Below are 13,973 nucleotides of genomic sequence, written 5' to 3'. Positions count from 1 at the left end.
GGCGGCGACCGGCAAGTTCCCAGCCTGGACGGCCGGGATGTCCAGAGCCTGGACGGCCGCGACGTTCAGGGCCCGAGGGGCCCGGTCAGGAGTTCACGGCCCCGCGCAGCTCGACCACATCGATCTGCTCGGTCTCGTCGTGCGCGGTCAGGTCGATGACCTGGCCGACCGCCCGGTCCTCGGAGCTCGTGTGCACGGCGAGGGCCTCCTCGCCCACCACATCGGCGAGGTCCTCCTGCGCCACCGCCTCGATCGCGGCCGCCGCCTTCTTCTGCGTACCGAAGAAGTCGAAGCCTCCCTCGGGGCGCGGGGCGGGACGGCGCTGGGCGGCGTACGGCACGATCGCCGTGGCGGCCGGGACGACACGGACGGCGGGCAGCGCCGACATCGGCCGGGCGTGCTGCTCCGACCCGCCCGGAGCGCTGTGCGCCGGGGCACCGCCCGGCTGTGTCGGGGCGCTGACCGCCGCGTGCTTCCCCTGCGGTTCGTCCGCCTCCCGTGCCCGCTCGGCCAGGTCCCGGCGCCGCGCCTCCTCGGTGGTGCGCCGGGCCTCCTGGGCCGCCGCGTTCCGCGTGAGGTTCTCCAGCGCCTTCGCCGCCTGCAGATACGCGGCCGGCGACGGCGTGGAACCACCCGCCGTCAGCGCCTTGGCGGGGGCGGCCGCCTCCAGGGCGAGCTGCCTGCGGCCCTCGAGGGCGCTGGCCCGCTCGGTCTCCGCGGTGGCGTACCGGCGCAGCAGCGCCGCGTGCTCCCCGCGCAGCGCGGCCAACTCCACCCGCTTGGCCCGCAGCTTGGCGTCGAGCCTGGACCGCAGCTCGCGGGACTCCTCGATGTCCGCCTCGAGTTCGGCTATGCGCTCCTCGGTCCGCCACTCGTCACCGAGCCGCGCACGCATCAGCTCCGCGACCTTGCGGCCGGCGCTGCGGTCCCAGCGGCGCATGAGGACCGCGCCGGTGACCGCGGCGCCCGCCGCAGCGGCGACCAGCACCCGGAGCAGTACCGGATCGGCGAACAGCCAGGCGCCGGCGGCACAGAGGACCGGAGCTCCGGCGACCGCGGAGGGCGGCAGGAGCCTGTGGAGAGGTGGGGAATGGCGGTGGCGTCCACGTGGCATGGCCTGAAATTTACCGTGCGTAGGCGCCGTATGGGGTGTCGGCCCGGCATTCTCTTGCTCACTTGTCGGCAACAAGCGGAACGACGGGCGACGAACTGCGTCGCCTCCCGGCGCGGGCCGACTCCTTCTTCCCCGCGCGGGCCGACTCCGCTTACCCGCTCCTTACTTCTTGATCAGCCCCTTGGACTTCAGGTACTCCTTCGCGACGTCCTGCGGCTTGGCCCGCTCGGCGTCCACCTTGCGGTTCAGCGCGATGAGATCGGCGGTCGTCAGCGTCTTGGTCAGCTTGTCCAGAGCGGCGGCTATCCCGGGCGCCCCGGCGTCCTTCGCATTGACGACCGGCAGCACATTGTCGGCATTCTGCAGCTTCTTGTCGTCCTGGAGGAACACCAGCCCGAAGGAGTCGAGGGTGGCGTCCGTGGTGGTCGTCAGCACCAGCTGGTCCACCCCGTCCTTGACGGCCTGCTTGGACTGCGGCGTACCGACACCCTTGGGGTCGACTCCGGTGACGTCGATGCCGTACGTCTTCTTGAGACCGGGCGCGCAGTACGGCCGTATCGAGCATTCGTCGGCCGCGGCGATCTTCACCTTCAGCTTCGACCTGCCGAGATCGGAAAGCGTCGTGAGCTTGTTCTTCTCGGCGAATTCCTTGGTCACCGCGAACGCGTTCTGATCGACGGCCTCTCCGGCGGTGAGCACCTTCAAACCACGCGGTTCGGCGAGCTTCTTCAGCGCCTCGACGGTGGCGGCCGCGTCACCGGAGGCGACCGGCTTCTCTTCCGGCGCCTTCGGGCCGTTCACCTTCGCGTTCAGGAATTCCGCGATCGTGGCGGCGTATTCCGGCACGACGTCGATGTCGCCCTTCTCCAGCGACGGCTCGTACAGTTCGCGATTCTTCACCGTGGTGATCGACGTGCCGTAGCCGGCGTCGGCGAGGACCTGTGCGTAGAGCTCCGCCAGGACCTTCGACTCGGTGAAGGCCGCCGCGCCGACGACGAGCGAACCCTTCTTGCCGTCGCCGGAACCGGACGAACCGCCCGACTTCTCCTTCTCCAGGCTGTCGCCGCCGCACGCGGCGAGACCCGCCGTCAGCGCCGCAACGCCCAGTACCGCACCCGCGATACGCGAGATCCTGCTCACGAGCTCACCATCCAGTCATACGTCTCAGCCGCCAGGGAGCGTCCGCAAAGTATCGTCGTCCGCCCGGAGTGCGGGCGAGACTTTGCGGACACGACCTCGGGCTTCGGTCAGGGGTCGTCGGGTCTGTCGGAGGGGTCACGGTCCGGCGGTGGGGATCTTGCGGTCGGGTCCCGTCGCAGGGGACCGGGTGGAGGCCGGGCGCGGCGAGGGGCGTCCGGGGCTGAAGAGTCGGTCCACGCCCACCAGCGCCGCCTCCACCAGCAGGGCGAGCAGGGCCACGAGCAGCGCGCCCGCCACCACCTGCGCGGTGTTGTACGTGTTGAAGCCGGCGGTGATGATCCGGCCGAGGCCGCCCTGGCCGACCATCGCGGCGATGGTCGCCGTGGCGACCACCTGGACCGCCGCCGAGCGGAGCCCGGTCATGATCAGCGGGTGGGCCAGGGGCAGTTCGACCCGGAGGAAGAGCTGGCGCCCCGACATCCCCATCCCCCGCGCGGCCTCCACGACCGCCCGGTCCACCTCCCGCATTCCCACATACGCGTTGGTCAGCAGCGGCGGCACGGCGAACAGCACCAGTGCGATCACCGTGGGCAGATAGCCGGCGTTGCGCAGCGGCGACACCATGAAGAGGGCGAGGACCGCGAAGACGGGTATCGCCCGCCCCACGTTGGACACGTTGATCGCCAGTGTGCCGCCCCTGCCGAGATGGCCCAGGAACAGCCCGAGCGGCAGAGCGATCAGACAGGCGACGGCCAGCGCCACCCCGCTCACGTACACATGCTCGCCGAGCCGGTTCCAGACGCCGCCCTCCCCCGACCAGTTGGCGCCGCTGCCCAGCCAGCTCCACGCCTCGCCCAGAACCCCCATCAGCCGCTCCCCTCGGCGGTACGCATGCGCGTCCAGGGCGTCAGCATCCGCTGGAGCCCCAGCAGCAACAGATCCGCGACGACGGCGAGCAGGACGCACAGCACCGAGGCGGCCAGCACCTGCGCCTTGAAGAAACTCGGCAGCGCGTCCTCGATGAGATTGCCCAGACCGCCCCGGCCCACGATGGAGCCGACGGTCGTCAGCGCGATCGTCGACACCGTCGCCATCCGTATGCCGGCCATCAAGGCGGGCAGCGCGAGAGGGAGTTCGACCTCCCACAGCAGCCGGGCGGGGCCGTAACCCATCCCGTGCGCGGCCTCCCGCGCCTCGGCGGGCACCGCCTCCAGGCCCGCCAGCATGTTCCGCACGAGAATCGTCAGCGAATAGAGCACGAGGCCGGTCACCACGAGCGCCGCCGAGAGCCCGAAGAACGGCAGCAGCAACGAGAACATCGCCAGCGAGGGAATCGTGTAGAGCACGGTCGTCAGGCCCAGCACCGGTCCCGCGAACCTCGGCCGGGCCCGGGCGACGAGCGCGAGCGGCACGGCGATCACCAGCCCGATCAGCACCGACACCACGGTGATCCCGACATGCTGGAGCGTCGCGTCGGTCAACTCCTGGCTACGGGTGCGGAGGTACTCCCCGCAAATCCAGTCGTTCGTCGCCAGACAGCTCATGTGCCCACCCCCCACCACGGACCGATCCGCTGTTCGACTGGAAACCGACCCTATCCCCGACCACTGACAATCGCCGAGGCCCGCCACAGTGCGGCAACATGGCCTTCACACACTCCCCCGTCCGACCGGCCACAATGGGGAACCATGATCCGATTCGAGAACGTGACGAAGCGGTACGCCGACGGCACGACCGCCGTGGACGACCTCTCCTTCGAGGTCGCCGAGGGTGAACTGGTCACGCTCGTCGGTCCTTCCGGCTGCGGCAAGACGACCACGATGAAGATGGTCAACCGCCTCATCGAGCCCTCCGAGGGCCGCATATACGTCGGCGGCGAGGACATAGCCGCGATCGACCCGGTACGGCTGCGCCGCCGGATCGGCTATGTCATCCAGCAGGTCGGCCTCTTCCCCCACAAAACCGTCCTCGACAACACCGCGACCGTGCCGCATCTCCTCGGCGTCAGCCGTGCCAAGGCCCGCGAGCGCGCCGCCGAACTCCTCGACCTGGTCGGCCTCGACCCGAGGACGTACGGCGACCGCTACCCCGAGCAGCTCTCCGGCGGCCAGCGTCAGCGCGTCGGTGTGGCGAGGGCACTGGCGGCCGATCCGCCGGTCCTCCTCATGGACGAGCCGTTCGGCGCGGTCGACCCGGTCGTCCGCGAGCACCTGCAGAACGAGTTCCTCAAGCTCCAGTCCCAGGTCAAGAAGACCGTCCTCTTCGTCACCCACGACATCGAGGAAGCCGTCCGGCTCGGCGACCGCATCGCCGTGTACGGGCACGGCAGGATCGAGCAGTTCGACGCCCCCGCCACGGTGCTCGGAGCGCCCGCCACCCCGTACGTCGCGGACTTCGTCGGCGCGGACCGGGGGCTCAAGCGCCTGTCCGTCACCCCGATCGAGACGGGTGACCTCGAACAGCCCCCCGTCGTCCATCTCGACGACCCGCTGCCCCGGGACCTCGGCTCACGCTGGGCGGTCGTCCTGGACGCCGACGACAATCTGCACGGCTGGATCTCCGCCGAACAGGCCGCGTCCGCCCCCTCGGGCGGCACCGTACGGGCACACGCCCGACGCATGGAGGCCTGGCTGCCCGTCGGCGCCTCCCTCAAGCAGGCCTTCTCGACGATGCTCCAGCACGACGCGGGCTGGATCGCCGTCATCGACCGCGAGGAGACCGGGCGCTTCCTCGGCGTACTGACGCCGGCCCGGCTGCACGAGGCGCTGCGCCGCTCCATCGACGCGGACGCCCAGGACATCGCCCGCGCGGAGGTGGCGCTGGAATCGGTCAGCTCGCGCTGAGCCGGCCGCTGATCCACTCGAGGGCCGGCGGGATCTCCCGGTTCCAGGTGTTGAAGTTGTGCCCCCCGCTGTCGAGCGTGATCGAGGAGACGCGCGCGGGCTTCCTCACCTTGGAGACGAAGGCCAGGGTCCCCTTCAGGTTCCCCTCGCCCTGCTTCGACGTCGTGACCAGGAAGGACGTCGGGCCCTGGGGCAGGTGGTCCAGGGACCACAGCAGGTTGGCGCGGTTGCGCTTCTTCCTGTCGCCGTGGAAGAGGTCGCCGGTGGTCATGTCCTCGGCGGCCTTGTAGTACGCGGAGAGCCCGACGCCCGCGGTGAACTGCTCCGGGTGATGCAGGGCGAGCTTGAGCGCGCAGTAGCCGCCGGTCGAATTGCCGATGAAGCCCCAGTTCCGCGCCGCCTTGCCGACCCGGTACGACTCAGAGACGGCCTTCGGCAGGTCCTTCGCGAAGAACGTCTCGGTCTGCGGGCCGCCGGGGATGTCGACGCACTCGGTGTCGCGCGGCGGAGCGACCGTCGGCCGCATCATGACCAGGATCATCGGCTGCGTCTTCCCCGCCTTGGCCTGCTGGAAGGCGGTCTTCGGGTACTTCAGGCCCTTGAGCAGGTTCTCGGCGGTGCCCGGGTATCCGGTCAGGACGACAGAGGCCGGAAAGGTGCGCTTCGCGTACTTCGGCTGGAAGTACTCCGGCGGCAGATAGACGTATGCCGGGCTGTCGATCTTCGACTTCTCACCCGCTATGACGACCTTCTGGATCTGGCCGCCGGTCGCCGGCCGGCCGCCCCCCGGCACGTCGACCTTCTGCGTGGCCACCACCTTGACGTCCCTGGCCCCCGCCGAGTGGTCCACGACCACGCCCAGCTCCTGCTCCTGGCCGAAGAGGTCGGCCCACGACCCGTAGAAGAGGAACGAGTTGTTGGCCGCGAGGCCGACCGAGGCGAACAGCGCCACCTGGGTCGCCAGCAGCAGGCCCACCCGGCCCAGCACCGCGCGCCAGGTGCGGCCCGAGAGCCGCGGCCAGAGCCAGATCGTGGTGGCGAAGAGCACCACGGCCAGCACGATGGCCAGCGCCAGGACTGTGTTGCTGGTGAGACCCATGAGTCGATTGAGCTTTCTGCCTTGAGTTGCTTGAGAATTTCCTGAGAGCGAGTGAACCCACTCCCCGGAAGTGCCGTCCTAGAGAGCGCAAAACGTCCGGTTCGGCCCCTGCCACGCACGGCGGCCGGTGGGCCGGACTCCAAGAATTCTCTCGCGGAGCCACGGGAAGCGATGTCTGTCACGGTAGATGGGGACAAAACAGGATTGGTTCCGGATCAGGTACGCCGGATACTGCGCGGACCGCGACCGGAAGTGGTCCCCGCACTGGTCGGGACGGCCTGCACCTTCATCGGCCTGATCGACATCGCGGCCGGGGTCTTCCCCCGCTTCCGCGCCAGCCGCATGCACGCGTTCGCCGAAGTGCTGCCGGGGACCCTGAGCCCGCTCTCCGCGGCCCTCTCCCTCAGCGCCGGCGTGCTGCTCCTCCTGCTCGCGCACGGCCTCAAGCGCCACAAGCGCCGCGCCTGGCGCGCGGCCGTGATCCTGCTGCCGGTGGGGGCGGCCGCCCAGTTCATCTACCGCCACTCGATCATCGGCGTCCTCTTCTCCCTCGTCCTCCTCACGCTGTTGCTGCGGCACCGCGGCGAGTTCGCCGCCCTGCCCGACCCGCGCAGCCGCTGGAAGGCGCTGGCGAACTTCGTCCTGATGGGCGCCGGGTCGATCTCCCTCGGTCTGGTCATCGTCAGCGCGCACCCCGGCCGGGTGGTCGGCAACCCCGGCATCGCCGACCGGCTGGAGCACGTCCTGTACGGGCTCTTCGGCATCGAGGGCCCCATCAGCTACTCGGGCAACGTCGACTGGACCGTCGGCTACTCGCTCGGCGCGCTCGGCCTGCTGACCGCCGTCACCACCATCTACCTGGCCTTCCGCCCCGAGCACCCGGCCGCCCGGCTCACCGAGGACGACGAGACCCGGCTGCGCGAACTGCTCGCCAAGCACGGCGGCCGCGACTCCCTCGGCCACTTCGCGCTCCGCCGCGACAAGGGCGTCGTCTTCTCCCCGAGCGGCAAGGCGGCCGTCTGCTACCGCGTCGTCTCCGGCGTCATGCTCGCCAGCGGCGACCCGATCGGCGACGTCGAGGCCTGGCCAGGCGCCATCGAACGGTTCATGGACGAGGCCAAGGCCCACTCCTGGACCCCCGCCGTCATGGGCTGCTCCGAGACCGGAGGCGAGGTCTGGACCCGCGAGACCGGCCTGGACGCGCTGGAACTCGGCGACGAGGCGGTGGTCGACGTCGCGGATTTCTCCCTCTCCGGACGCGCCATGCGGAACGTTCGCCAGATGGTGAAGCGCATCGAGCGCAATGGTTACGAGACGCGGGTCCGGCGCGTCCGTGAACTCTCCGAAGGAGAGCTGGAGCGGATACGGCGCGCGGCCGCCGACTGGCGCGGCACCGACACCGAGCGGGGCTTCTCCATGGCCCTCGGCCGGATCGGCGACCCCGGCGACGGCGACGCCGTCATCGCCACCGCGCACAAGGCGGACGCCGAGGGCACGAACTCCCCGTACGGCGACCTGAAGGCGATCATCCACTTCGTGCCCTGGGGCAAGGACGGGATGTCGCTGGAGCTGATGCGCCGCGACCGCTCCGCCGACCCCGGCATGAACGAGCTGCTCATCGTGGCCGCCCTCCAGGAGTCCCCGCGCCTCGGCATCGAGCGCGTCTCCCTGAACTTCGCCATGTTCCGCGCGGCCCTGGCACGCGGCGAGAAGATCGGCGCCGGACCGGTCCTGCGCGTCTGGCGCGGCCTGCTGGTCTTCCTCTCCCGCTGGTTCCAGATCGAGTCGCTGTACAAGTTCAACGCCAAGTTCCAGCCCCGCTGGGAACCGCGCTTCGTGGTCTACCGCAAGAGCCGTGACCTGCCCCGCATCGGCTTCGCCGCGATGCAGGCCGAAGGATTCGTCACCCTCGCCCTGCCCCGCCCGTTCGCCCGCCGCGGCGCCCCCTCCCAGCCCCGCCCCTGCGCGCACATCGTCCCCGCGCAGGCCGTCGACCAGGAGGCCCGGGCGGCCTGACCCTGGCCGCCGGCCCCCGCCCGCGGAGTGATCCGGCCACCGACGGCCCTAGGCTGGACATATGAGTACGTTGCGCGGACGGGGTACGGCCTGGGGCCTGCCGGAGTGGGATCGCTGTGCGGTCATGGGAGTCGTCAATGTGACGCCGGACTCCTTCTCCGACGGCGGCCGCTGGTTCGACACCACGGCCGCCGTCAAACACGGCCTGGACCTGGTCGCCGAGGGCGCCGACCTGATAGACGTCGGCGGCGAATCGACCCGGCCCGGCGCCAGCCGCGTCGACGAGGCAGAGGAGCTGCGCCGCGTCGTACCGGTCGTGCGCGGCCTGGCGGCCGAGGGCGTCACCGTCTCCGTCGACACCATGCGCGCCTCCGTCGCCGCCCAGGCCGTCGCCGCCGGGGCCCTGCTCGTCAACGACGTCAGCGGCGGCCTCGCCGATCCCGGCATGGTCCCGGCCGTCGCCGCGGCCGAGGTTCCCTTCGTCGTCATGCACTGGCGCGGATTCAGCCAGGACATGAACAAACTCGCCGTCTACGACGACGTCGTCGCCGAGGTCGTCGCCGAACTGCGCACCCGGATGGAGGCAGTCATCGACGGCGGCATCGCCCCCGAACGGCTCGTCGTCGACCCCGGCCTCGGCTTCGCCAAGCAGGCCCCCCACGACCTGGCCCTGGTCGCCCATCTCCATGAGCTGCGCGAACTGGGCCGGCCGCTGCTCGTCGCCGCCTCCCGCAAGCGTTTCCTCGGTCACGTACTCGCAGGTCAGAGCGGCCCGCCCCCGGCCCGAGAACGCGACGCCGCCACCGCCGCCGTCTCCGCCATCGCCGCCCACGAGGGCGCCTGGGCCGTCCGGGTCCACGAGGTCCGGGCCACCGCCGACGCCGTACGCGTGGCACGAGCCGTCGAGGGAGCCGCGTGACCCGGCCGACCGACACCGAGGCCGTCGAGGCCGCCAACACCGCCTTCTACGAGGCGATGGAACGCGGCGACTTCGAGGAGATCTCCGACCTGTGGCTGGACGACAACGGAGACCTCGCGGGCGAGATCTCCTGCGTCCACCCCGGTTGGCCGGTGCTCACCGGCCGCGGCGAGGTCCTGCGCTCGTACGCCCTGATCATGGCGAACACCGAGTACATTCAGTTCTTCCTCACCGATGTCCAGGTCTCCCTCGCCGGGGACACCGCCCTGGTCACCTGCACCGAGAACATCCTCAGCGGCGGCCCGGCCGAGGACGGCGCCGAGCTCGGCCCGCTCGTCGGACAGCTCGTGGTCGCCACCAATGTGTTCCGTCGCACACCCGGCGGCTGGCGGATCTGGTCCCACCACGGCTCGCCCGTACTCGCCGAATCAGGTGACGAAGAAGGCGACGACACCGCCGCCTGAGTGGGTAGGCGGCCGGTAGACGCACCCCATGGGCGGGCACTGTCAGTACCCGCAGGTAGATTCGAAGTGGTCACAACGCCGTCCGCACGCGGCCGCGTGCCCGCAATTCCTACGAACAGCAGGAGTGATTCGCGTGGATCGTGTCGCGCTGCGCGGCCTCAAGGCCCGCGGGCACCACGGCGTCTTCCCCCGGGAGCGCGAGGAGGGCCAGACCTTCATCGTGGACCTGGTGCTCGGCCTCGACACCCGCCCCGCGGCTGCCGACGACGACCTGGCGAAGACCGTGCACTACGGCGTGGTCGCGGAAGAGGTCGTCGACGTGGTTCAGGGCGAACCGGTCGATCTGATCGAGACGCTCGCCGAGCGGATCGCCCAGCAGTGCCTCAAGCACGAGGGCGTCCAGCAAGTCGAGGTGGTCGTGCACAAGCCGGACGCACCGATCACCGTCCCCTTCGACGACGTGACCATCACCATCACCCGGAGCCGAGCATGAGCGACCCCACCGTCCAGCCGGTCCCCGCGTCGGTGACGGAGACGGTCGACGCGGCGGACATCACCCTGTCCAACCCCAAGCGGGCCGTGATCGCCCTCGGCTCCAACCTCGGCAACCGGCTGGAGACGCTCCAGGGCGCCATCGACGCCCTGGAGGACACGCCCGGCCTGCGGGTCAAGGCGGTCTCCCGCGTGTACGAGACGGAGCCCTGGGGCGTCGACCCCGGCTCCCAGCCGTCCTACTTCAACGCGGTCGTCGTGGTGAAGACGACCCTGCCGCCGTCCTCGCTCCTGGAGCGCGCCCACGCCGTCGAGGAGGCGTTCGCCCGCGTCCGCGACGAGCGCTGGGGCCCCCGCACGATCGACGTCGACATCGTCACGTACGCCGATGTGCTCTCCGAGGACCCGACCCTCACCCTGCCCCACCCGCGCGCCCACCAGCGGGCCTTCGTGCTCGCCCCCTGGCACGACGTCGACCCGGAGGCCCAGCTGCCGGGGCGCGGCGCGGTCGCCGAGCTGCTCGAGGAGGTCGGCACGGCCGGGGTCGTCCCCCGCGCCGATCTGGAACTCCGTCTGCCCGAGTAGTCGTTGGTCCCAGCGACAGCCACGACGTGAAAGGCACCCGGTGAAGCAACTGAGGCTCAAGGTACTGGCCGGACTCTTCGTCGCCGCCGGCGTCCTCTCCTGGGGAGGCGCCCGGCTCTGGGAGTCCTTCGCCACCCTGCCCAGCGTGCCCCTCGCCGCCCCGATCGTCCTGGCGGCGATCGCCGTGGTCCTCACCGCGACCGCCCTGTCGATCCGCGCGCGCCTGAAGGCCCAGCGGGAGCGCCGACCCGGCGCCAAGGGCGTGGAGCCCCTGATGGCGGCCCGCGCGGTCGTCTTCGGCCAGGCCAGCGCCCTGGTCGCGGCCCTGGTCGCCGGGATGTACGGCGGCACCGGCGTCTTCCTGCTCGGCTCGCTCGACATCCCGGCCCGCCGCGACCAGGCGATCTACGCGGGCTTCTCGGTCCTCACCGGCATCGCGGTGATCGCGGCGGCGTTCTTCCTGGAGCGCGTCTGCAAACTCCCGGAGGACGACGAGCCGGCGGGCACGGCGACGGCGTAGGCAGGCGCCTCACCGGCTCCGGTGTCAGTGCGCCATGATCAGGCTCATCGCCTCGTTGCGCGTGGCGGGGTCCCTGAGCTGGCCGCGCACCGCGGACGTGATCGTCTTCGCGCCGGGCTTGCGGATGCCGCGCATGGACATGCACATGTGCTCGCACTCGAAGACCACGATCACCCCGCGCGGCTCCAGGATCTCCATCAGCGAGTCGGCGACCTGGGTGGTCAGCCGCTCCTGGACCTGCGGGCGGCGGGCGTAGACATCGACCAGCCGGGCCAGCTTGGACAGACCGGTGATCTTCCCGGAGGTCGAGGGGATGTAGCCGACGTGCGCCACGCCCCGGAACGGGACCAGATGATGTTCACAGGTCGAGTACACCTCGATGTCCTTGACGAGCACCAGCTCGTCGTGGCCGAGGTCGAACGTCGTCGTCAGGACGTCCTCGGGCCGCTGTCGCAGCCCCGCGAATATCTCCTGATACGCCCGGGCCACCCGCGCCGGCGTCTCCCTCAGTCCCTCGCGGTCCGGGTCCTCACCGACCGCGATGAGGAGCTCCCGCACGGCGTTCTCGGCACGCTTCTCGTCGAATTCGCCGATCGTGCCCTCGCCGTCAAGCGTCACCGGGTCGGTCATCTGTGCCTCGTTCCATTTACCTAGTACGCGAAATGCCGCGCCCCCACAGGCTAAAACCTGGGGGGCGCGGCATCCATTCCGGGGCTGCCGGGGGCCAGCGGGCGGCCGTCAGGCCTCCGGGCGGTCCTCCGGGGCCACCTCGATGCCGGGCGCCGCCGGGGCGGCGTCGGCGGAGGTGGTCGCGTTGGAACCGTTGGCGCCGTTGGTCAGCGCCAGCTCCTTCGGGGAGAGCACCGGCGGGCGCGTGGAGGGCGTGCGCCGGGAGGAGCCGGTCCACGCCGGGCGGGCCGGGCGCTTCACGATCGGGGCGAAGATCTCGGCGATCTCCTCCTTGCCCAGCGTCTCCTTCTCGAGGAGCTGGAGGACCAGGTTGTCGAGAACGTCGCGGTTCTCGACGAGGATCTCCCACGCCTCGTTGTGCGCGGTCTCGATCAGCTTCTTGACCTCTTCGTCGACCAGCGCCGCGACCTCTTCCGAGTAGTCGCGCGGGTGCGACATCTCGCGGCCGAGGAACGGCTCGGTGTTGTCGCCGCCGAACTTGATCGCGCCGAGCCGCTCGGTCATGCCGTACTGCGTGACCATGGCGCGCGCCGTGGCCGTGGCCTTCTCGATGTCGTTCGCCGCGCCCGTGGTCGGGTCGTGGAAGACGAGCTCCTCGGCCGCGCGCCCGCCCAGCATGTACGCCAGCTGATCGAGCATCTCGTTGCGCGTGGTCGAGTACTTGTCCTCGTCCGGGAGGACCATGGTGTAGCCCAGGGCCCGGCCGCGGGACAGGATGGTGATCTTGTGGACCGGGTCGGAGTTCGGCGAGGCCGCCGCGACCAGGGCGTGACCGCCCTCGTGGTACGCGGTGATCTTCTTCTCCCGGTCGGACATGATCCGGGTCCGCTTCTGCGGGCCCGCGACCACACGGTCGATCGCCTCGTCCAGGGAGTGGTTGTCGATCAGCTTCTTGTCGCTGCGCGCCGTCAGGAGCGCCGCTTCGTTCAGCACGTTCGACAGGTCCGCGCCGGTGAAGCCGGGCGTGCGCCGGGCGACGGCGCCCAGGTCGACGTCCGGGGCGACCGGCTTGCCCTTCTGGTGGACCTTGAGGATCTCCAGACGGCCCTGCATGTCGGGGCGGTCGACGGCGATCTGCCGGTCGAAGCGGCCCGGGCGCAGCAGCGCCGGGTCGAGGATGTCGGGCCGGTTGGTGGCGGCGATCAGGATGACGCCGCCCTTCACGTCGAAGCCGTCCATCTCGACGAGCAGCTGGTTGAGCGTCTGCTCGCGCTCGTCGTGGCCACCGCCGAGGCCCGCACCGCGGTGCCGGCCGACGGCGTCGATCTCGTCGACGAAGACGATCGCCGGGGCGTTCGCCTTGGCCTGCTCGAAGAGGTCACGGACCCGGGAGGCGCCGACACCGACGAACATCTCGACGAAGTCGGAACCGGAGATCGAGTAGAACGGCACCCCGGCCTCGCCGGCGACGGCGCGGGCGAGGAGCGTCTTGCCCGTACCGGGCGGGCCGTAGAGCAGCACACCCTTCGGGATCTTGGCGCCGACGGCCTGGAACTTCGCCGGCTCCTGGAGGAACTCCTTGATCTCGTGGAGCTCCTCGACCGCCTCGTCCGACCCGGCCACGTCGGCGAAGGTCGTCTTGGGGGTGTCCTTGGTGATGAGCTTGGCCTTGGACTTCCCGAACTGCATGACCCGGGAGCCGCCGCCCTGCATCTGATTCATCAGGAACAGGAAGACCACGACGATGAGGACGAAGGGCAGCAGCGAGAGCAGCACCGAGATGAACGGGGACTGCTTCGACGGCGAGACCGTGTAGCCCTTGTCGATCTCACCCGCCTCGAACTTCTTCTGCAGCGTCGTGGCCAGATCGGAACCCTGGGTGCCGATGTAGCTGGCCTGGATCTTGTCGCCGCCGTACTTGGCCTTGTCGGCCCCGTCCTTCAGCTCGACCTTGATGACCTGTTCATCGCCGGTTGTCAGCTTGACCTGATCGGCCTGATTGTCGTCGATCGCCTGGACGACCTTGGCGGTGTCCACCGTCTTGTAGCCGCCGGACGAGCCGACGACCTGCATCAACACGACCACGGCGAGGACGGCCAGCACGATCCACATGACCGGCCCACGGAAGTATCGCTTCACGTCCATCCATAC

Annotated in this window: 14 protein-coding genes; 7 read left to right on the top strand and 7 right to left on the bottom strand. The window is 70.3% G+C overall.

Annotated features, from left to right (window positions below; genetic code table 11):
- Positions 1 to 85 precede the first annotated feature (85 nt).
- From ACZ5VC_RS16720 to ACZ5VC_RS16705, 4 genes are all read right to left on the bottom strand, one after another.
- Positions 86 to 1,114 carry a coiled-coil domain-containing protein gene (locus tag ACZ5VC_RS16720; RefSeq protein ID WP_469120755.1) on the bottom strand — a complete coding sequence of 343 codons (1,029 nt, stop codon included), beginning with the start codon at positions 1,112 to 1,114 and terminating at the stop codon, positions 86 to 88.
- 162 nt (positions 1,115 to 1,276) lie between these two features.
- Positions 1,277 to 2,254, bottom strand: coding sequence for an ABC transporter substrate-binding protein (locus tag ACZ5VC_RS16715; RefSeq protein ID WP_469120754.1), 978 nt, complete (start codon positions 2,252 to 2,254; stop codon positions 1,277 to 1,279).
- Between the two features lie 135 nt (positions 2,255 to 2,389).
- On the bottom strand, positions 2,390 to 3,121 hold the full coding sequence (locus ACZ5VC_RS16710; protein WP_469120753.1) for an ABC transporter permease: 732 nt from the start codon (positions 3,119 to 3,121) through the stop codon (positions 2,390 to 2,392).
- Positions 3,121 to 3,798, bottom strand: a complete 678-nt coding sequence (locus ACZ5VC_RS16705; protein WP_469120752.1) for an ABC transporter permease — start codon at positions 3,796 to 3,798, stop codon at positions 3,121 to 3,123. The genes ACZ5VC_RS16710 and ACZ5VC_RS16705 overlap by 1 nt, the downstream gene beginning before the upstream one ends.
- Positions 3,799 to 3,942: 144 nt before the next feature.
- Between ACZ5VC_RS16705 and ACZ5VC_RS16700 the strand changes: the two genes are divergently transcribed.
- Positions 3,943 to 5,097, top strand: a complete 1,155-nt coding sequence (locus ACZ5VC_RS16700) for an ABC transporter ATP-binding protein (RefSeq protein ID WP_469120751.1) — start codon at positions 3,943 to 3,945, stop codon at positions 5,095 to 5,097.
- Here the strand turns inward: ACZ5VC_RS16700 and ACZ5VC_RS16695 are convergent.
- Positions 5,084 to 6,196, bottom strand: a complete 1,113-nt coding sequence (locus ACZ5VC_RS16695) for an alpha/beta hydrolase (protein ID WP_469120750.1) — start codon at positions 6,194 to 6,196, stop codon at positions 5,084 to 5,086. The genes ACZ5VC_RS16700 and ACZ5VC_RS16695 overlap by 14 nt on opposite strands.
- Positions 6,197 to 6,367: 171 nt before the next feature.
- Between ACZ5VC_RS16695 and ACZ5VC_RS16690 the strand changes: the two genes are divergently transcribed.
- The 6 genes from ACZ5VC_RS16690 to ACZ5VC_RS16665 all read left to right on the top strand — a co-directional run bounded on the left by ACZ5VC_RS16690 (position 6,368) and on the right by ACZ5VC_RS16665 (position 11,192).
- The gene (locus tag ACZ5VC_RS16690; protein WP_469120749.1) at positions 6,368 to 8,212 is read left to right on the top strand and encodes a phosphatidylglycerol lysyltransferase domain-containing protein; all 1,845 of its coding nucleotides are present in this window, start codon (positions 6,368 to 6,370) and stop codon (positions 8,210 to 8,212) included.
- 61 nt (positions 8,213 to 8,273) lie between these two features.
- Positions 8,274 to 9,131: a dihydropteroate synthase gene (gene folP / locus ACZ5VC_RS16685; RefSeq protein WP_469120748.1), complete on the top strand. Its 858-nt coding sequence runs from the start codon at positions 8,274 to 8,276 to the stop codon at positions 9,129 to 9,131.
- Positions 9,128 to 9,595, top strand: a complete 468-nt coding sequence (locus tag ACZ5VC_RS16680; protein WP_469120747.1) for a nuclear transport factor 2 family protein — start codon at positions 9,128 to 9,130, stop codon at positions 9,593 to 9,595. Before folP ends, ACZ5VC_RS16680 begins: the two co-directional genes overlap by 4 nt.
- A 133-nt stretch (positions 9,596 to 9,728) precedes the next feature.
- Complete coding sequence (gene folB, locus ACZ5VC_RS16675) at positions 9,729 to 10,088, top strand: dihydroneopterin aldolase (RefSeq protein WP_469120746.1); 360 nt, start codon at positions 9,729 to 9,731, stop codon at positions 10,086 to 10,088.
- Positions 10,085 to 10,672 (top strand): 2-amino-4-hydroxy-6-hydroxymethyldihydropteridine diphosphokinase, encoded by a 588-nt coding sequence (folK, locus tag ACZ5VC_RS16670; protein WP_469120745.1) that lies wholly within the window; start codon positions 10,085 to 10,087, stop codon positions 10,670 to 10,672. The genes folB and folK overlap by 4 nt, the downstream gene beginning before the upstream one ends.
- Positions 10,673 to 10,712: 40 nt before the next feature.
- Positions 10,713 to 11,192 (top strand): DUF3180 domain-containing protein, encoded by a 480-nt coding sequence (locus ACZ5VC_RS16665; RefSeq protein ID WP_469120744.1) that lies wholly within the window; start codon positions 10,713 to 10,715, stop codon positions 11,190 to 11,192.
- A gap of 24 nt (positions 11,193 to 11,216) precedes the next feature.
- Here ACZ5VC_RS16665 and folE read toward each other — a convergent pair whose 3' ends face one another.
- Together folE and ftsH are read right to left on the bottom strand one after the other, a co-directional pair.
- A complete protein-coding gene (gene folE / locus ACZ5VC_RS16660; RefSeq protein ID WP_469120743.1) occupies positions 11,217 to 11,822 on the bottom strand; it encodes a GTP cyclohydrolase I FolE in 606 nt (201 codons plus the stop codon).
- Positions 11,823 to 11,930: 108 nt separating this feature from the next.
- A complete protein-coding gene (ftsH, locus tag ACZ5VC_RS16655) occupies positions 11,931 to 13,967 on the bottom strand; it encodes an ATP-dependent zinc metalloprotease FtsH (RefSeq protein ID WP_469120742.1) in 2,037 nt (678 codons plus the stop codon).
- Between the last annotated feature and the right edge of the window lie 6 nt (positions 13,968 to 13,973).

The organism is Streptomyces sp. NPDC033174, assembly GCF_055577795.1.
Note: the sequence above shows the minus strand (reverse complement) of the source record. Positions and strands in the feature narration are given on the sequence as shown.